This is a genomic window from Gammaproteobacteria bacterium (assembly GCA_016200485.1).
Lineage (GTDB): Bacteria > Pseudomonadota > Gammaproteobacteria > Tenderiales > Tenderiaceae > JACQEP01.
Map to the genome: position 1 here is coordinate 67855 of JACQEP010000022.1, position 19923 is coordinate 87777.

The following is a 19923-nucleotide window of genomic DNA, read 5'->3' on the forward strand; positions in this document are numbered from 1 at the left end:
GAAAAAAGTCCCCGAGGCGGGGACACTGTAGGGTATCAATGGAATAAAGGGAGATAGTCATGCTCACGCTCTTTCCAGAAACCGTACCCTACGCCACGCATCATTTCGACGTCGAGGCGCCACATCGTCTTTATGTCGAAGAATGCGGCAATCCCAAGGGCCTGCCCGTCGTATTTTTGCACGGTGGGCCCGGTGCCGGTTGCGAAGAATATCATCGCCGTTTTTTTGATACAGAACGTTATCGCATCGTGCTGTTCGATCAGCGCGGTTGCGGCCGCTCCGGTCCCCATGCCGAATTGAAAAACAACACCACTCAAGCCCTGGTCGCGGATATCGAACTGATTCGTGAACGGTTGGGCATCGATAAGTGGGTGATATTCGGCGGCTCCTGGGGCTCAACCTTGGCGCTGGTATATGCCGAGACGTATCCCGAGCGTGTGCTGGGTTTGGTGCTGCGCGGTATTTTTCTGTGCCGACCGCAAGAAATTCACTGGTTCTATCAGGAGGGTGCCAGTCGCATCTTCCCCGATTATTGGGAAGATTATCTCAAACCGATTCCAGAGAATGAGCGCGGCGATTTGCTGCATGCCTTTTATCGCCGCTTAACGAGCGATAACGAAATTGAACGCATGTCCGCCGCCAAGGCCTGGTCGATCTGGGAAGGACGTTGCGCCACGTTGCGACCGTCGCGTGCGGTGCGCGATCATTTTGGTGAACCATTCACGGCGATGAGTCTGGCCCGTATCGAGTGTCATTATTTCGTGAATGATAGCTTTCTCAAGCCCAATCAAATCCTCAATGATGCCTATCGCTTGAAAGGTATCCCCGGCGTTATCGTTCATGGTCGCTACGATGTTGTGTGTCCGGTCGAAAATGCCTGGGACTTGCATAAGGCTTGGCCCGATGCGGATTTGAAAATTATCGGCGATGCCGGACACTCTGCAACAGAGCCTGGAATTATCGATGCGCTGGTTCAGGCCACTAATGAAATGGTGCTGCGCTATACATGATTGGTTTGCTCCAGCGTGTGACACAGGCCAGTGTCACTGTCGAAGGTGAAGTGGTCGGTGCGATACAACGCGGATTAATGGTGTTGATCGGCGTTGAGCGTGGTGATAACGAGGCTCAGGCTGATCGGCTATTGGAACGGTTGCTCGGCTACCGAGTGTTTCCCGATGCCGAAGGCAAAATGAATCTCAGCCTGCGTGATATCGGAGGTGGCTTGCTGCTGGTGCCGCAATTCACGCTGCCAGCGGATACGCAAAAAGGTACACGCCCCAGTTTCACTCCGGCTGCTGCACCGGATGAAGGCCGTCGTCTGTTTGATTATTTGGTAACCGTGGCGCATGCGGCGCATCCCATCGTTGCCACCGGCCGTTTCGGCGCCGACATGCAGGTCGCGCTCGTTAATGACGGGCCGGTGACGTTCTGGTTGCAGGTTAAATAATAATTCACCACAGAGGGCACAGAGCTTTTCGAAGGTTAACTCTGTGTCCTCTGTGCCTCTGTGGTGAAAAATACAAACAGATAAATTGTTCAGGAGTGATGAAAATGGCAGTCTACGCAATCGGGGACGTGCAAGGTTGCCACGACGATCTGCAACGCCTGCTCGATCATATTGGTTTTAACTCGGATGACAAACTCTGGTTCTGCGGCGATCTTGTCAATCGTGGCCCCCATTCCGCACCCGTGTTACGCTTCGTGCGTGATCTCGGTGCGCGCGCCATTACCGTGCTTGGTAATCATGATTTGCATCTGCTGGCGATGGCAGAAGGTCATTCGCAGCACTATCCAAAAGACACGCTCGATAATGTACTCGATGCGCCGGATCGGGATGACCTATTGTTTTGGCTGCGCCAGCAACCGCTGCTGCATCACGACGCTGAATTAGGTTATACGCTCATCCACGCCGGCCTGCCGCCGCAATGGGATATGCCGCTGGCGCAACAATGTGCTCGCGAACTGGAAGCAGTATTGCGTAGCCCTGATTATCGTGATTACTTCAAACACATGTATGGCAATCAACCGGATTGCTGGTCGTCGGAACTAGGCGGTATTGAGCGGCTGCGATTTATCACCAATTGTTTTACCCGGCTGCGCTATTGCGACGCCGATGGCCGTTTGCATCTGAAAGACAAAGGCGCGCCCGGTAATCAAGCACCCGGTGTGTTGCCCTGGTTTAATGTGGCGGGACGCAAAACGCGGACCGAACGCATCCTTTTTGGCCATTGGTCCACGCTTGATATCGGCGAGCACAGCAACGCGTTTGCTCTGGATGGGGGGTGTATCTGGGGTGGCAAGCTTGTTGCATTACATATCGACGTATCGCCGCCGCAATGGCATACGATTGATTGTGTTGGCGTCCGCCAACCCGGCAAAGAATAATTAACTGCTTGTGATCAAGGTCGTCACATTGAATTCGGTAAGCATCTCGTCTATACACTAGGGTCATCTCTGTAATTCTTCATCAAGTTTGTCGCTGAGATGTTGTCTCAGGACGGCATATGGTTATCTATTTTTTACGGATAGGGAGATTATTATGAAACCGACAGGTTTTCTATTAGTAGTGGCAGGGTTAATGGCCGTGATGGTTCCGGTAGTGCAAGGTGCTGCCAAGATGGATAAAGCAGCCAAGATTCAAAATGCCATGAGTTCTGCGCCATCCTCTATTTCCAAAGACGCAACCATTCTCGATTGGCCGGGCAAGAAAGGTGAAAAAATGCCAACCTTGCGCCAGGGTACAAATGGTTGGACGTGTTTTCCAGACATGCCGGATACCTCAGGCAATGATCCTATGTGCCTGGATGAACCGTGGATGGTTTGGGCCGATGCCTGGATGAACAAAAAAACACTCACCAATACCAAAATGGGATTTGGTTATATGTTGCAGAAAAATGGCCCGGAAAGTAATACTGATCCCTATGCCAAAGGTCCTACAGCAGACAATGAATGGATGGATAAAGGTGTGCCGCACCTCATGATTCTGGTGCCGGATGAAAAGACGTTGCAGGGATTGCCGACCGATCATCACAGCGGTGGTCCGTGGGTGATGTGGCGCAATACGCCATATGTTCATGTCATGGCGCCGATGCCGTTGAATAAATAATGCTAGGGGCGATTCATGAATCGCCCCTACAAAACAATTATCCGCGCTTCGCCAACCAGTCTTTCGGCTTGAGGAATTCTTCATACAGCTTCGCTTCGGCCGTGCCCGCTTCCGGTTTCCAGTTATAGCGCCAGGAAACGAGTGGTGGTAGCGACATGAGGATGGACTCAGTGCGACCGCCGGTTTGCAAACCGAACAAGGTGCCGCGGTCGTAGACCAGATTGAACTCAACATACCGGCCGCGGCGATAAAGCTGGAAATCCCGTTCGCGCGACCCGTATTCGTTTTCTTTACGGCGGGCGACAATGGGGCGATAGGCCTTGATGTAGTGATCGCCGACGCTTTGCATGAAGGCAAAGCTCTTATCAAAGCCCCATTCATTGAGATCATCGAAGAATAAACCGCCAACACCGCGCGGTTCATTGCGATGTTTGAGGAAGAAATATTCGTCACACCATTGCTTATAGCGTGGATACACTTCTTTGCCGAAAGGTAAGCAGGCATCGCGGGAGACGCGGTGCCAATGCACGACGTCATCTTCAAATGCATAATATGGCGTTAAATCAAAGCCGCCGCCGAACCACCAGATTGGATCCTCGCCCTCCTTTTCAGCAATGAAAAAACGCACATTGGCGTGTGAGGTGGGAATGTAGGGATTACGCGGATGAATCACCAGCGACACGCCCATGGCCTGAAAATTGCGGCCCGCAAGTTCTGGGCGATGTGCCGTGGCGGAGGCGGGTAATTTGTTGCCAAAGACGTGCGAGAAATTTACGCCCGCCTGTTCAAATACGGCGCCATCGGTGAGCACACGGGTGCGGCCACCGCCGCCTTGTTCACGCTCCCACGCGTCTTCGATGAAGCGCGCGCCGCCATCTTCCTCTTCCAGCTGGCGGCAGATTTCCTGTTGCATGCCGAGCAGATAATCTTTGACGGCATTGACGTTGGGTGAACTCATTTGTTTTTCCTTCGTTCAAATACTAAAAATATGTTCCCACTCTCCCATGGGGCAGAGCTATCTACACTTGTGGGAAGATGTAGTACGACCCGGCATTAAGCCCACCACCCTCGGCAACCGCTCCCTGCGTTGCCCTACCTCGTGCATCCATGCACTCGCACCCCTTCAGGGCACATCCCGCCCGGGCTGTAGTGGTCAAGTAAATTTGTACAAGTTAATGGGAGCAAATTAATTTCTCAGCCTCATCAGGCGTCAAATAGTTATTGTAACTGTGACCTCTTTTAAAGTTGTAATGCAAAATAATAAACTTCTCTATGTCATTCTCTGCCTCATCGTAAGATTTGTAGTACTCTTTGGGCATCCATTCAGTTTTAAGACTTCTAAAAAATCGTTCCATGGGCGCGTTGTCCCAGCAGTTGCCACGTCGACTCATGCTCTGGGTTATTTGATATCGCCAGAGCTGTTGTCGATATTTCAAACTCGTGTAATGACAGCCCTGGTCAGAGTGGAACATAACGCCTTTCGGTCTGCCACGGCTTTCATAGGCTACTCTAAGTGCGGCACAGGTTGGCTGTGCATCAGGGCTATCCGAGCAGGCCCAGCCAATAATCTTCCTCGCGTATAAATCCATGACAACAGCCAGATAGAGCCACTGCGTGCCTGCCCAAATGTAAGTCACATCACCGCACCAAACTTTATTCGGCGCTTCAACGCTAAATTCACGCTCTAAAAGATTGGGCGCGATTTTTGACTCGTCCTCGGCTATTTTATATTTATGTTTATGTGGTTGCTTACTGCTTATATTTGCTTCTTTCATTAGACTTGCAGCTTTGTAGCGACCTACGTTCTCCCCGCTTTGCCTGAGTTGTCCTGCAATGGTTCGTGCCCCAGCCGACCCACGACTTGCCGCGTGTATTTCAACCGCTTTATGCTTTAAGCGTTCTCTCTCTGGATCAATAATGTCTTTATGATTGATCCGGTAATAATAGCTGCTGGTGCTCACATCGAATAGCTGACACATTGACGCGACTTCACCCTGCTCCCTTGATAGTGACTGTATAAAATCTATCGTTTGATGGTGTCCGACATCAAGAGAGCTGTAGCCTTTTTTAGTATGTCTTTCTCCCATTCAATTTTTTTAATCCTTGCTTCAAGTTCTTGAATCTTCCTCTGCTCAGCGGTGATGGCTTTCGCTGTCGGGGTGATTCCCTCTCGCTCAGATTTAAGCTGATCTACCCAGCGCCTCATCGCCGTACTGCCAACACCCATCGCACTGCACGCCTCTGCAACAGAATAGTTTTTGTCGAGCACCAAACTTGCAGCTTCATTCTTAAACTCTGCCGAATAAACGGGTCTATTTTTAGTCATGATATACACCTTCTTTTGTAATGGAAGTTTATCCCATTAAGGTGTACAGATTCATTAGGCCACAACAGGGTGCGCGGAATGCGCACCCGTTCGGCGGGGAAAAGGTACAGCGTACCTTTTCCTTTTTCCGCCTCACCCTCCCGCAAAAGCCCGGGAGGAGGGGAGAAAAACTCCTCTCCTTGGATAAGGAGGGGGGGACGCGAAGCGGACGGGGCGGTTGAAGACGATAACAGAATACATGCAGTTCTTTCTCGCCGTAACATGTGTAGATACTTCTGCCCTGAGGGAGAAGGAATACTTTGCTCAACAGTGTAGCAAGACGTGCAGATATTTCCGTCCCTGAGGGCGAAAGGACGCACGTTTTCATCATGCATGTTTTGGCGAACAATAATCACCCAGCGCGAATAACACGCCCGCTCCGGCCATCGCGGATTTCGCTGGCGCTGCCGCGGCTGGCGTGGGCGTTGCACAGTATATCGTCGAGCGTATTGCCAAAATAGCGCCGTATTTGCAGGGGATTGCGTGCCGGTGGTTTGCCCGCGGGATTGGCACTGGTGGAGACAATCGCGCCGCCAAAGCGAGCGCAGAGTGCCGCAGCGACGGGGTGGCTGGTGATGCGCACGGCAATGGTGTCGCGGCCGCCGGTGAGCCAATCGGGGACATGAGTACGGGCGGGCAACAACCAGGTGACCGGCCCCGGCCAGGTGCGTTGGATGGCAGCCATGCGCCGTGTTTCCAAAGGTTCGAAATAAGGCAGCAAATGTTCCAGGCGACTGCCGATCAGAATCAGCCCTTTCTCAATGGGGCGCTGCTTTAGGTCCATGATTGCAAAGACTGCTTTGGCGTAGAGTGGATCACAGCCCAAGCCGTAGACCGTCTCGGTGGGGTAGGCGATCACGCCGCCGCCATGCAGGATTCGCGTGGCTTGTCGTAGTTGCCAAGGGGTCACTGAACACCTGCTGAATGAATGCTGAACGCCATGTGGTTTCAATATCTGTTGTTGCCTGAGAGCGGAATAATAGCAAATTCTGGAACATATTGATTCTCTTGGTTTAATTATCTTAAGAGTTGGCTTGGTGATGATCTTTAAGCTTGCCCTTTTCTGAGTTTCTGAATAAAGCCTGAATGTCCTATAGACAGGAGGGGGATTACGTGTATAATCGCCAAGCTTGTATAACATTAAGAAAGATTAAGTATAACGATAAGACAACATTAAGTAAGGCTGGAGCGATGATGACATCATTTACGCCCGGCCCTAAGGAAGGGGTTGCTGAAACTGTAGGGAAGAGAGTGGTGTTGCGCCAGGCAGGTTTGCTGGTAGCAGCAGGTGGCCTGTTTTTCGCGCCTGGGATTCCCGAGACCGAGGCCGCCTTCACTACCAATTTTTCCGGCGTGGGTGTGACCGGCGGCACCTACGACCAAGGCAACAGCACTGACGGCAATTACCGCGTCGATTACGCCTGCAACATGAGTTATACCGTGGTCAGTGGTGTTAACAATAAAGAGTGCAGCGGTGGCGATTTTAAAGGCCACAATGACGGCACCCCGTTCTTCCAAGCGATTTTCACCGAATCCGGAACCAACAAAAAGTTCTACCACGTCATTATCGGCGATAAAAACAAGAAGGGGCAGGCCAGGAACGAGATGGTCTTCGAGTATTTTATCGAGGCCACCACCAGCATCTATACCCGTGACTCTGAAGGCCCCGTTTCTGCGTCATATATCGATAACAGCAGTGATGCGAATGCGATTTACAGCATGACCAATCCCTACGACGGCACACAATTGAAACAGGGTGCTGGTTCCGGTAATCCGACACGGGCGATCATGAATCAAGTGCTCTACAATGACGACGGTACCGTGAACACTCAGTTCCTAAAAGGGATAAAGGGTGGCGCGGTCAATTTCAATAAAGTCACGGGAAATATGACGGTTTCGGGCGGGGTTATTGATTTTAATAGCAAGCCGATTATTACCCAATTTGCCAATTCGGCGGAGATGTACAACCAGTTCACCATCGATATGCGTGACAAAACCTACCAGGATGGCACGCCGATCAACTTCGATCAAAAAATCACCAACATTACCAAGTTACGGCAGGTGGCAGGCAGCGCCGCCGTGGCGGCCGATCAGGGTGATTACGATACGACGGATGCCGAATTCACGGCCCATTTTGTCAATCAGGCATCTCCCTACACGGTGGCGGGCGCCTATACCTACACCGATGGTTCGGGCACGAACAAAGCGCTGGGCGGTGGTGGCACCTATAACTATGACGTCGCGGGCACCTCGTTCGTCGAGACCGGATTTATACCCACGGGCAAGGATTACACGGGCTTCTGTGAGCCGAGTGTGAATCCGGATTGGCGATCGGGAACCAATACCCTAGGTGGCCTGCTGTCGTGTACTAATGGCGGTTCCACTCGCAAGGGCGAGGGTAGCAAGGGTTGGGATTAAAAAGGTTAGGCAAAAAACTAGATACGAGAGGGGGTAGCGGGCATCCCCCCCCCCCCCCCGCAGGGCGCGCAGTTAGCGTAGCTCAACAAGATCTATTAGGGGAATTAGGAAGAGAGACTTTTCCCGTTGTCGTGCTCAGGCGTGGCAGCGGGTTTTTTTGGTTTCCTGATAGCGCATTAATGTACCCCTAAAATCTGCCGATATATTAATAATGGCATGGAATTTAAGGTGCAGTCAGCCATTGCGGCTGATGGGCGAGTGGCCTTGTCTGTTAATTATATAATAAAAACAAGTGCTTATGAGGCAACAATTATTTGCCGCCTGTCTGTATAACACCCTAAAGTTCCAGTGTCATACAGCCGATAACTTGTATATGAGATCAATAATTAAGCAGATAAAAATATTCGTCTAAGAAGGCGGTGATTGGCATGAATATATATTTGCCAGGCTCTACGGATGGGGTGGTCAATGGACAAGGGAAAAGAAAGATTCTCCGCAAGGCGGTAATCGCAGCGGCGGTTGCCAGCCTGTTTTTCGCGCCCGGGATTCATGAGACCGAGGCGGCCTTTACCACCAATTTTACCGGCGTGGGTGTGACGGGTGGTACTTATGATAAAAAGAACAGCGGCGGTAGCGGCAATTACCTCGTCGATTTTTCTTGCAATATGAGCTACACCGTGGTCAGCGGTATCAATAACAGCGAATGCGGTGGTAGTGGCAGTTCTCGCGACATTTCTAATAATCATGATGATGCTACGCCATTTTTCCAGGGTCTATTTACCGACACGGCAACCTCCCAAAAATACTTTCACGTGATCATTGGCGATAAGCTGAAAGCCGGGCAAGCACGCAACGAGATGACGTTTGAGTATATTATCGAGGCCACGACCAGTGGCACTTACACGTTTGACAGTTCAGGACCTGTTTCGGCCTCCTATACTGACAATACCAGTATCTCGACTGCGACCTATGCTCAAATTAACCCCTACGATGGCACGCTGTTAAAACAGTCGAATGGTTCAGGTAACCCGACGCGCGTGATTATGGACCAAACGCTTTTTAATGCCGATGCTACAGTGAACACCGAGTTTTTGAAAGGGTTGCAGGGTGGGACGGTCTCGTTTAACCAGACCACAGGCAATATGAGCATCACGGGTGGCACGATTGTTTTTAACAGCAAGCCGATTATTACCCAGTTTGCCAATTCGTCGGGGATGTATAACCAGTACACCATCGATATGCGGCATAAGAGTTATTCCGACGGCACGCAGATGTCTGATGCCGAAGCCAACGGGCCGCAGGGCAAGATCACCAACATCACCAATCTGATTGCTGGTTCGGGTCCGGGTGCGGGCACGCCAGCGGCCGACCAAGGTGACTACGATACGACCAATGCGACGATGACGGCGCACTATACGAATAATTCCAATCCTAATTACACGGCGGGTGCTTACACCTATACGGCGGGGACCGGTTCTTTCAAGGCGTTGGGCGGAGGCGGCACCTATAACTATGACATCGCCGCTACGGCCTTCGTCGAGACCGGTTTTACTCCGCAAGGTAAGGATTTCACCAGCTTCTGTGAACCGACGATAAATCCTGATTGGCTAACGAATAGTAGTAATATTATAGGCGGTCCGAAGGCGTGTATGAACGCAGGTTCAACCCGGAAAGGCGAGGGCAGCAAGGGTTGGGATTAATATCTCGGGTTAACGATACTAAATCAAAGCTAGGGCCTGTTGACATTAAATTTGATGGAATGTTCGGATGGAATCACATCATCGTAATTCAAAATCATAGAAGAACTCCGGTCTATTCAACGGGGCAATGTAAAGCTATCTAACCTGCAAGTACTGAATGCATGTTTTACGTGGCTGAGTATAATTGCAGATGGCGAGGTTTGCCGGAGAAATAGGGTGGCTGGCACATCGTTTACACGCGCGCAAATAGTATAGTCAAAAAATGGCATTTTGGAGCGCATAATCGGGCATTGCATGAAAGCGATGTGATCAATATAAGAGTTGAACATGAAACTCATCTGCTCTAACTGGCAAAGGTGTTCACCACTTCACAGGTGCCGAATTGGTGATACTTCTCAGTCTGCTGAATTCCAGTGAAAATAAAGATGCCAACAAAGCATAATACGAAGCTAAATGAAGAAGGGTGCCCAATCGTTCCCAAAATCATCTCTGGACACGGTGGTGTCCAATGTATTCTTATAAAAATCGACTCGAGGTTGAAACGGTGCGCGTATTGAAAACGCATGTTGCTGTTATTATTTTGCTGATTGGGTTGGTTGCCCCTGTGGCAAATGCCGGATTCGATGGTCACGATCTGCGCACGCATGAAGATGGCCGGGTTATGATTGAAGACCATGGGGCAGAATCCAATGATTACCATTCACGCGCGCATGAAGACCACGCGAGTGCAGCACGTCGCGATCTAGGCGCTGCCTGGAGTGCTGCAGACTCGCAACTAAAAGAACAATTCAGTAACGCTTATTCTGCCGCGAAAAACAAGCGGTTCGTATTTGTGAAGCACATGGACAAACTAGGCGCCCGCGCAATGCTCGATTTTTTGGAGCTGAAGAACCCCTTCTGTCATGGCGAAGCCCATGAATTAGGTAAGGCCGTTTATGCTAACAACAAGAATCTGAATGAATCGCTGATATTATGCGGTAATGGATGCACGAACGCCTGCATGCACGGTGTTGTCGTTGAAGCTTTTGGTGAGCGCAAGTATGAAGACGTTGTTAAAAATGTGGACGTGATTTGTGCTCAAGGTGATATGGCGAGCCTGCATAAACTGGGAAACTGTGCGCACAGTATTGGCCATGCGCTGATGCTGATTACGGGCCATGATATTTCCAAGTCACTCGTTGGCTGCGAGAGGTTTACGACATCGGGAATGGATTATTACTGCGCGACCGGAGTTTTTATGGAGTATCGCGATGCGCTGGAGCTAAAAGCCGATTCGGCAGAGGTGGCCAGTCTCGTCAGTCCGCACTATCCATGCGATACCTTTACGAAATATCCCGCAGCGTGTTATCGCTATATGCTGCACGAAATCGCCGAGGCGCAGCAATTAAACGAGCCGCAATTGATCGATATGTGTCTTGATTTGACAGATAGACAGCAGCTCGGCTGCTTTCACGGATTGGGTGCAATGTATGCACGTGACGTGGCCGATCACCCATCGCTGCTGCCGTCGCTATGCCTTCACGGCGGGCGGCAAGACCAGATCATGTGTATCGAGGGGGTGATCGAAAAACTAGCGGACTTTGACGAAGAACGAGCGGTCAATGTCTGTAATAGATTGGACGGCGAGAACAAGCAAATATGCATGGCTGGTGCGCATGGCAAGATGTACCGGTTGAACAAGCCGACGATGCACCTGTACCGGTAACTGGTTGGCTGCGTAAGAGGTTCATTAATACAGATCAACGGAGGTTAAAGGGCTCTGCGAAAAGAACGGCTTCAAGGTTGATGCTGAAACGATGTCTTCGTTGTATGATCTGCTAATGATTGTTCATTTTTTTGTATCCGGAAGTTTCCAATATAGAGTTCATCCATCGCTGTGCGCAGGAAACAGCGCAGCGCGTCCTGTGGTGTACAGACAATCGGTTCACCTCGTACATTGAATGAGGTGTTCACCACCAAGCCATAGCCGGTGAGGTCGAGAAAGCGACTGATAAGCGCGTGATAACGGGGATTAGTGTCGGCATGCACGGTCTGAATGCGAGCGGAGTAATCGACATGGGTTACCGCAGGAATGTCGGAGCGGCGGATGTTGAGCCGGTCGAGGCCGGTCTTGTGCTGGTCTGTTGTGGAGAGTGGGCGCTGCCGTTCTTGGCGCACCGGCGCGACCAGCAGCATGTAGGGACTGTCGCTATCCAGCTCAAAGTACTGGCTCACATCTTCACGTAACACCGAAGGTGCAAACGGGCGGAAGGATTCGCGGAATTTTATTTTGAGATTCATCACCGATTGCGTGCGTGTCGAACGTGGGTCCCCGAGAATGCTGCGGCCACCCAAAGCACGCGGACCGAATTCCATACGCCCCTGAAACCAGCCAATGACTTTTTCTTCACTCAGTGCGAGGGCAGCGTGGTCAATGAGTTCGGCGTCGGTGAGTTCCTGATAGTTAACGCCTTGGGCATACAGTACCGCACGAATTTCGGTATTCGAGAACTGTGGGCCGAGATAGGCACCTTTCATGCCGTCCACGCCGAGATGAGGGGTGCGCGGCCGTTGATGATGCAAATGATAAGCGACCAGCGCCGCGCCGACACTGCCGCCCGCATCGCCCGCTGCCGGTTGAATCCAGATATTTTTGAATAAACCACTGCGTAACAGTTTGCCATTGGCGACACAATTCAGCGCCACGCCGCCCGCCAGGCACAGGTTTTCGTAGTCATATTCCTTGCGTAGTGACGTGGCGAGCTTGAGAATGATTTCTTCGGTGACCTCCTGAACTGAGCGCGCCAGGTCCATATCCATTTGTGTGATTTCAGTCTCGGGAGCGCGTGGTTTGCGGCCGAATAATTGGTCGAAACGGCGGTTGGTCATGGTCAGGCCGGTGCAGTAATTGAAGTAACGCATGTCGAGGCGGAAGCTGCCGTCATCGGCGATTTCAACCAGATGTTGCCGAATCAGGTCGGCGTACACCGGCTCGCCATAGGGTGCCAGCCCCATCAGTTTGTATTCACCGGAGTTGACTTTGAATCCCGTGTAATAAGTAAACGCAGAATAAAGCAGGCCCAGCGAGTGCGGGAAACGGATTTCTTTTACGGGTTTGATTTCACGGCCTTCACCGATCATCGCCGATGTGGTCGCCCATTCGCCGACACCGTCCATAGTCAGGATCAGCGCCTTATCAAACGGTGAAGGGTAAAAGGCAGAGGCAGCGTGGGAGAGGTGATGTTCCGAGAATAAAAGTTTACCGCTCAGATCAAGGCCGGGTGCCAGTTGTTTTAGTTCCTGTGTCAGCAGCCGCTTCTGGAACAATTTTTCCTTGAGCCAGACGGGCATGGCGGTGATAAAGGAACGTAAGCCAGCGGGTGCAAAGGCATGGTAGGTTTCGAGCAGGCGCTCAAATTTAAGAAATGGTTTGTCGTAGAAAATGATGCTATCAACATGTTCGAGCGTGATGTTGGCTTCACGTAGACAATATTCGATGGCCTGGGTGGGAAAATCAGCATAATGTTTTTTACGGTTAAAACGTTCTTCCTGGGCGGCGGCAATGATCTCGCCATCGTGTATCAACGCCGCTGCGCTGTCGTGATAAAAAGCCGAGATGCCGAGGATCCACATGGTGGCGACTGACTAAAGGTAGAGTGCGCTGCGCGCACCGGTGCGCATGGCGCACCCTACATCGAAAGTCTGCGCGGACACTCCCTCTCCCGCCAGGCGGGAGAGGGTTGGGGAGAGGGCGGTTTGCCGGGTTTTCCCAGACGTTTTCACCCTCTCCCTGGCCCTCCCCCTCTTGAGGGGGAGGGGATGGCAATGTGCGCTCATGATGATTGCGTTACCAGCTCGTTAAATGTGTTTATATCAGTCAATTAAAACACCGTATAAATCAATGGCGCCAGGGCGCTGCCCTGAACAAAGACAATCAATACGCCGAGCATCAACAAAACGATGATCACTGGCAGCAACCAGATTTTTTTCCTGACTTTGAGAAATTGCCAGAGCTCGCTGAGAAAACTCATCAGAACTGATTCCTGAAGGATTCGGGCGTGGGCGCTTGTGCGTGACGATGCCAGAAACTCTTGCGGTGGGGAACATGTAATTCCAGCGGGTCACGACGGAAGATGCGAAACAGGAGCGCCAGCGGCGTGATGAGCAGGAAAAAAACCACGCTCAACAGAATAAAGGTGTTGATCCGTCCCAGGTGATGCCCCAGCCACAGCCAGGCGCGGGCGAGGGGGGTGAGCAGCGCCGGTACGCGCCAGGCGATCAGGGACAAGGTCGCCGCGGGCAATAACCAGAGCCAGCGGGGTGCGCTGGCGCTGAACAGTGGCCAAAACGCCACCAGCACGGCCGCGGCGGCGAGTAACAGGCCAAATTGTCGTTCGCTGCGATATAGGTTCATGAAATCAGGGCTGCTTTGCACTCATTAGTTATTTCGGCTGTTTTTCTCAAGGCTTAACCGGCTGTTGAAAAATGATTTATTCCTTCCCCCTTCGAAAGAAGGCCGGGATGAGAGGATTATTTATGGAGGGGCGGGTTTAAAACTCGCCCCTACTATTGCCCCTCTACCTCGGGGAGAGGGGCGTTTTCGTTTTAATCTTGGCAGGCTAATGCCTGCCCCCATAAAACCGCTATATACCAATATAACCAAGATCATGCGTTGCTAGGCGCGGAAGTGTCAATGTCTACGGTGGCTTCAAGCAAAAAGCGGCTTTTTCTGTTTTATGCGCTGGCACTGGCGTTGCCGGTGCTGTTTTTTGGCGTTCTCGAAATGGGGCTGCGTTATTTTGATTACGGTTATCCACACGAGTTGTTTGTCGAGGCTTCAGATCGTTATGGCAATGAGCCGTATTTGATGCCTAATGAGGAAGTGGCCAGGCGCTACTTCGGCCGTAACGGTTATGCCCCGTCGCCACGGGTAGAGCTGTTTCGGCGCCATAAACCAGAGAATGGTTATCGCGTCTTCGTGCTGGGGGAGTCGACCACCGCTGGCTGGCCTTATCCTACCAACGCCATGTTTTCGCGAGTGCTGGAACAGCGGCTTTCTGATGTCTTTCCTGATCGTTATGTTGAAGTCGTCAATATCGGCATCGCCGCACTCAATAGTTTTGCATTGACGGATTTTGTCGATGAAGTATTGGCGCAGCAGCCTGATGCGATTTTGATTTATGTTGGGCATAACGAATTTTATGGTGCTCTGGGGGCGGCATCATCGGTCTCGTTGGGGCGCTCGCGGTGGCTGGTTAAAACTTACATGGCGCTGTTGCAGTTTAAAACAGTGGCGCTGGTGCGTGATGTGGTCGGTATGGGCAAGGGTTGGCTCACTGGATCGGTTACAAATTCACGGGATACGACACTCATGCAGCGCATGATCGGTGACCGGCAGGTGGAATATGGTGGCGATATATTTCAGGCGGCTAGGGACAATTACGCGGCCAATTTAAGAGAGATATTCGCCAAGAGCAAGGCGGCGGGTGTGCCGGTATTGATTAGCGAGGTGGTGAGCAATGTGCGCGATCAACCTCCGTTTGCATCGCTTGAAAATGCTGCGCAGCCAGCCGCAAACAGCGTCTATGCAAAGGCCCAACAACTGGAGCGCGAAGGCAAGTTTGAGCAGGCACGCGTAGCCTATTATCGGGCGAAGGATCTGGATGGTGTGCCATTTCGTGCGCCCGAGGTCATTAATGAAGCCATACATCAGGTGGCAACCGAGTTTAATGTACCGGTGGTGCCGATGAAATCCTATTTCGAAGCCGCATCGCCGAATGGCATCATCGGTGCCAGTTTAATGTTGGAACACGTGCATCCGAATATTGAGGGTTATTTTCTGATGAGCGAGGCCTTTTTTGACAGCATGCAGCATTATGGTTTCATCGAGCCCTTCTGGAAGGCGAATCAAATCCCTCCCTGGTTTTACCGGCAATCGTGGCCGATTACAGAACTGGATCGTGTGATCGGGGAAATGCAGATACTGAATTTGACGGATCATCCACCGTTTGCAGCGAAAAAGGCGGGAGCGCAGACGATGGTCGGTTTCGTGCCACAAGGCAAGGTGCAAGAGTTGGCGTTACAGGCATTTCGTGACGAGAAGTCATATCAAGAGGCTCACGTCGAGTTGGCAAAATTTTATGAATCGCAGGGGCATCCGGATCGCGGTTTTCGCGAATATGAGGCGATGATGGCTGCTGAGCCGCACAATATCAGTGTTTATATGATGGCGATCGAGAATTTATTGCAGCGTAATGACCATGAGCGCGCTATGCCGTTGTTATATGCATCGTTACAAATAAAAAATACTGGCTTTGCCAATAAATGGATCGGCATGATTCACCTTCAGCACGGCAATCCGCGAGAGGCATTGCCGTTTCTGGAACGGGCGGAGGCGATGTCATCCCAAGACGATCATCTGCTCTATCATTTGGGTGTTTGTTATGTGCTGAATAAACGCCTTGATCACGCGCGCACTATTTTGCAAAAGATGAAAAAAACTGTTCCCGGTTCGCTACGCGTACAACGGTTGGAAGAGTTGCTGACGCAGGCGCAACGTGCGGGTGGTGTTGTATCGCAGCCCCAAAAATAACATCGTTAATTGCGGGTAGGGGCAGGTTTGAAACCCGCCTCTACGATTCTCGGGCGATGGCGCGATAGCCAATATCCTTGCGGTAATACATGCCTTCCCAGGAAATTTGTTGCGTCAGTTCATAGGCCTTGCGTTGTGCTTCGCTCACTGAATTGCCTAAGCCTACAGCACACAGCACACGGCCACCGCTGGTGACGATCTGGCCGTTCTTTTCTGTGGTACCCGCATGAAAGACTTTGCGGTCTGTCATTTCAGTGGTGGGCAGGCCCTTGATAACATCGCCTTTGCGATAATCGTTGGGATAACCGTCTGCTGCAAGCACCACGCCGACAGCGGCACGCGTGTCCCATTCGGCGCTGACGGTATTCAATTTGCCATCAAGCGCTGCATCACAGAGTGAGACCAAATCCGATTTCAGGCGCATCATGATCGGCTGCGTTTCCGGATCGCCGAAGCGGCAGTTGTATTCGATCACCTTCGGCGAGCCATCGGCCATGATCATCAAGCCTGCGTACAGAAAACCGGTATACGGATTGCCTTCGGCGGCCATGCCACGAACAGTGGGTTCGATGATTTCCTTCATGATCCGATCATGGATTGCGGGAGTGACCACCGGCGCCGGGGAGTAGGCACCCATGCCGCCGGTGTTGGGGCCGGTGTCCTGGTCGCCGATACGTTTGTGATCCTGACTGGTGGCCATCGGCAGGATGTGTTTGCCATCCACCATGCAAATAAAGCTCGCTTCTTCGCCGTCGAGAAATTCTTCGATCACCACCCGGCTGCCCGCGCTGCCGAAGGCATTGCCCGCCAGCATGTCGCGCACTGCCGTCTCGGCCTCGGCCAGGGTCATAGCCACGATCACGCCCTTGCCCGCCGCCAGGCCATCGGCCTTGACCACGATCGGCGCGCCTTTCTGGCGCAAATAGGCCAGGGCCTGGTTGATATCGGTGAAGTTGCCGTAGTCGGCGGTCGGAATCTTGTGCCGGGCCAGAAAGTCCTTGGTGAAGGCCTTGGAACCCTCCAGCTGAGCGGCGGACTGGGTCGGGCCAAAGCAGCGCAGGCCAGCAGCGCGGAAGGCATCGACCACGCCGAGTACCAGCGGTACCTCAGGGCCGACGATAGTCAGGCCGATGCCTTGGTTGCGGACGAATTCCACCAGCCTCTTGATGTCGTCAACGGCGATGGCGACATTTTCCACTTTGGCTTCATGGGCAGTGCCGGCATTGCCGGGGGCAACAAAGACCTTTGTTACTCGCGGGGAATGAGCAGTTTTCCATGCCAGCGCATGTTCGCGGCCGCCGCTGCCAATGATCAACACATTCATTTTTCTATAAGTCCCAACAGGTTATGTGCTTTGCCGTTATGGCGGGTGATTCTAACGTGAAAAAGTGCCAGGGGGTAGGTCAAATTCTAAATACTGTGTTAGACTTTTCCCCGATTAAAAAATATTAATCTAAACTAATAACAAGATTTTAAATCAATTAAAGCCCGACAACAGGGCTGGTAACAAAATCAAACCAGGTGGGGGTGTCTGCGGACACCGGATGGGAGGGTATGAGAGCTTTGTGGCATTACGCGCCAGAGACGGCTGTGTTTTGGGCTGCCAAACTGGTTCACATCACGGCACGGTTACAAGCCGTTTGTGCTCGATTTACACAACAGCAGTTCCCTGCGCGGGCGTGCTGTGAGTCTGACTCTATATTTCTTCCCTCGGTTTCGCCGTCGTTAACAAGCGACCTGGTATCACGTCTTTGATGGGTTTATCAGGGACGCTGCGACACGTTCAAAAGTCGTGTTGGCGCGGCGTGGCCTAAAAGGGGTGTTGCTCGGTTGTAATCACGCGCCGGTGATACAGCCGATGTGGCATAAAAAGCCCGCGGAAGCGGGCTTTTTCTTGGGTGTCATCTTAGTGTCTGAAGTGGCGCATCCCGGTAAACACCATCGCCAAGCCATGTTCATTGGCGGCGGCGATCACTTCTTCGTCACGCATCGAACCCCCCGGCTGAATCACCGCGGTAATGCCCGCAGCGGCAGCGGCGTCGATGCCATCACGGAACGGGAAGAAGGCATCGGAAGCCATCACTGATCCCTTCACTTCCAATTTTTCATCGGCGGCTTTGATGCCAGCGATCCTGGCGCTGTAGACGCGGCTCATCTGCCCGGCGCCTATGCCTATCGTCATATTGTTTTTGGCATAGACAATGGCGTTGGATTTAACGAACTTGGCCACCTGCCAGCAGAACATCAAATCTTTTAGTTCCTGGGCCGAGGGCGCGCGTTGGGTGACGACTTTCAGGTCGTGTTCGCTGACCATGCCGTTGTCGCGTGTTTGTAGCAACATGCCGCCGGTGACGCGTTTGTAATCCAGCTCCGGTTGGCCGCCGCCCCACTGGCCGCAAGCCAGCAGCCGCACATTTTTCTTTTCGGCGACGATGGCAAGTGCAGCGTCACTGACACTGGGCGCGATAATGACTTCGACGAACTGACGCTCGACAATGGCGCGTGCGGTATCGGTGTCCAGTTCTTGATTGAAGGCGATGATGCCGCCGAAGGCAGAGGTCGGATCGGTCTTGTAGGCCTTGTTGTAGGCATCAAGGATCGAGCCGGCAACCGCTACGCCGCACGGATTGGCATGTTTGACGATGACGCAGGCAGGTTGTTTGAACTGTTTGACGCATTCCAGCGCGGCATCGGTGTCGGCAATGTTATTGAACGATAATTCCTTGCCCTGCAATTGCACCGCAGTGGAGACGCTCGCCTCGCGCGCGCGGGCCTCGATATAGAACGCGGCGCGCTGATGCGGATTTTCACCATAACGCAGGTCTTGCGCCTTGACAAACTGGGCGCTGAAGGTACGAGGGAAGTCGGCGCGATGTTGGGTGCTGTGGCCGCCATCGGTAATGCTGCCCAGATAATTGGCGATGGCTCCATCATAACCGGCGGTGTGTTCGAAGGCCTTGCAGGCAAGGTGAAAACGGGTTTCGTGACTGATCGTGCCGTTGTTGCGCGTCATTTCGTCAAGGATGATGGCGTAGTCGATGGCGTCAACGACAATCGCGACATCTTTATGATTTTTGGCGGCGGCGCGCACCATGGTTGGGCCGCCGATGTCGATGTTTTCGATCGCGGTTTCGAGATCGCAATCGGGGTTGGCGACGGTTTGTGCGAACGGATAGAGATTTACGGCTACGAGATCAATCGCGCCAATGCCGTGTTCGGCCATCACCGCATCGTCCTGACCGCGACGGCCGAGGATGCCGCCATGAATCTTGGGATGCAGGGTTTTGACCCGGCCATCCATCATTTCAGGAAAGCCGGTGTAGTCGGAGACTTCAATGACTTTGATGTTGTTTTCGCGCAGCAGCTTGGCGCTGCCGCCGGTGGAAAGGATTTCCACGCCCATGCCTTGCAGGCTGCGGGCGAAGTCGACGACGCCGGTTTTATCTGAAACGCTGATCAATGCTCGTTTGATGGTTGTCATGGTTGCTTTTTGAGGTTAAGTGAAAAATAAGAGATCAATAATGCCACAGGTAAAAAATCCAACGCGGAGACGCAAAGACGCGGAGGTTTTCAATCGCTTTGGGCTGTATGCACCGCAGCTTGCTGCGCAAAAGATTTGATTGTAGATACTCTGTTCGAGGTCAAGCATTTTTTCTGTAATTTTTGCACTTTCCGGCTCATGCTGGAATCGCGTAAAAGCGGGTGTTATCGAAGGGCTTGTTGTCCTTCAACATGCCGTGAATGGCATGCAGCAGTTTACGCA

Annotated in this window: 16 protein-coding genes; 8 read left to right on the plus strand and 8 right to left on the minus strand. The window is 52.2% G+C overall.

The window, feature by feature from the left end; all coding sequences use genetic code 11:
- Positions 1-59 precede the first annotated feature (59 nt).
- From pip to HY272_13480, 4 genes are all read left to right on the plus strand, one after another.
- Positions 60-1010: a prolyl aminopeptidase gene (gene pip / locus HY272_13465; protein ID MBI3773692.1), complete on the plus strand. Its 951-nt coding sequence runs from the start codon at positions 60-62 to the stop codon at positions 1008-1010.
- Positions 1007-1447, plus strand: a complete 441-nt coding sequence (locus HY272_13470; GenBank protein ID MBI3773693.1) for a D-tyrosyl-tRNA(Tyr) deacylase — start codon at positions 1007-1009, stop codon at positions 1445-1447. Before pip ends, HY272_13470 begins: the two co-directional genes overlap by 4 nt.
- Before the next feature lie 104 nt (positions 1448-1551).
- On the plus strand, positions 1552-2385 hold the full coding sequence (locus HY272_13475) for a symmetrical bis(5'-nucleosyl)-tetraphosphatase (GenBank protein ID MBI3773694.1): 834 nt from the start codon (positions 1552-1554) through the stop codon (positions 2383-2385).
- A 154-nt stretch (positions 2386-2539) separates the two neighbouring features.
- Complete coding sequence (locus tag HY272_13480; protein ID MBI3773695.1) at positions 2540-3106, plus strand: hypothetical protein; 567 nt, start codon at positions 2540-2542, stop codon at positions 3104-3106.
- 37 nt (positions 3107-3143) lie between these two features.
- On the opposite strand, the gene hemF is transcribed toward HY272_13480, so the two are convergent.
- The 3 genes from hemF to HY272_13495 all read right to left on the minus strand — a co-directional run bounded on the left by hemF (position 3144) and on the right by HY272_13495 (position 6612).
- Positions 3144-4064: an oxygen-dependent coproporphyrinogen oxidase gene (hemF, locus tag HY272_13485; GenBank protein MBI3773696.1), complete on the minus strand. Its 921-nt coding sequence runs from the start codon at positions 4062-4064 to the stop codon at positions 3144-3146.
- Positions 4065-4278: 214 nt separating this feature from the next.
- Positions 4279-5432, minus strand: a protein-coding gene (locus HY272_13490) for an IS3 family transposase (protein ID MBI3773697.1) whose coding sequence is annotated in 2 segments (ribosomal slippage) — positions 4279-5177 and positions 5177-5432 — 1155 coding nt in all. Because the reading frame shifts where the segments join, the coding sequence is not laid out codon by codon here.
- Between the two features lie 391 nt (positions 5433-5823).
- Positions 5824-6612: a Sua5/YciO/YrdC/YwlC family protein gene (locus HY272_13495; protein ID MBI3773698.1), complete on the minus strand. Its 789-nt coding sequence runs from the start codon at positions 6610-6612 to the stop codon at positions 5824-5826.
- Positions 6613-6662: 50 nt separating this feature from the next.
- Between HY272_13495 and HY272_13500 the strand changes: the two genes are divergently transcribed.
- From HY272_13500 to HY272_13510, 3 genes are all read left to right on the plus strand, one after another.
- A complete protein-coding gene (locus HY272_13500) occupies positions 6663-7889 on the plus strand; it encodes a hypothetical protein (GenBank protein ID MBI3773699.1) in 1227 nt (408 codons plus the stop codon).
- Positions 7890-8317: 428 nt separating this feature from the next.
- Positions 8318-9589: a hypothetical protein gene (locus tag HY272_13505; GenBank protein MBI3773700.1), complete on the plus strand. Its 1272-nt coding sequence runs from the start codon at positions 8318-8320 to the stop codon at positions 9587-9589.
- A 508-nt stretch (positions 9590-10097) separates the two neighbouring features.
- Positions 10098-11294, plus strand: a complete 1197-nt coding sequence (locus HY272_13510) for a hypothetical protein (protein MBI3773701.1) — start codon at positions 10098-10100, stop codon at positions 11292-11294.
- Positions 11295-11365: 71 nt separating this feature from the next.
- Here HY272_13510 and HY272_13515 read toward each other — a convergent pair whose 3' ends face one another.
- The 3 genes from HY272_13515 to HY272_13525 form a co-directional block, all read right to left on the minus strand.
- Positions 11366-13201: a carbamoyltransferase gene (locus HY272_13515; GenBank protein MBI3773702.1), complete on the minus strand. Its 1836-nt coding sequence runs from the start codon at positions 13199-13201 to the stop codon at positions 11366-11368.
- A gap of 248 nt (positions 13202-13449) precedes the next feature.
- Positions 13450-13599: a hypothetical protein gene (locus HY272_13520; protein MBI3773703.1), complete on the minus strand. Its 150-nt coding sequence runs from the start codon at positions 13597-13599 to the stop codon at positions 13450-13452.
- Positions 13599-13982, minus strand: coding sequence for a hypothetical protein (locus HY272_13525; GenBank protein ID MBI3773704.1), 384 nt, complete (start codon positions 13980-13982; stop codon positions 13599-13601). Before HY272_13525 ends, HY272_13520 begins: the two co-directional genes overlap by 1 nt.
- Before the next feature lie 279 nt (positions 13983-14261).
- Between HY272_13525 and HY272_13530 the strand changes: the two genes are divergently transcribed.
- A complete protein-coding gene (locus tag HY272_13530) occupies positions 14262-16160 on the plus strand; it encodes a tetratricopeptide repeat protein (protein ID MBI3773705.1) in 1899 nt (632 codons plus the stop codon).
- 40 nt (positions 16161-16200) lie between these two features.
- On the opposite strand, the gene purD is transcribed toward HY272_13530, so the two are convergent.
- Together purD and purH are read right to left on the minus strand one after the other, a co-directional pair.
- Positions 16201-17484: a phosphoribosylamine--glycine ligase gene (purD, locus tag HY272_13535; GenBank protein MBI3773706.1), complete on the minus strand. Its 1284-nt coding sequence runs from the start codon at positions 17482-17484 to the stop codon at positions 16201-16203.
- Positions 17485-18066: 582 nt separating this feature from the next.
- Entirely contained in the window at positions 18067-19641 is a 1575-nt protein-coding gene (gene purH, locus HY272_13540) for a bifunctional phosphoribosylaminoimidazolecarboxamide formyltransferase/IMP cyclohydrolase (GenBank protein ID MBI3773707.1), read from the minus strand.
- Between the last annotated feature and the right edge of the window lie 282 nt (positions 19642-19923).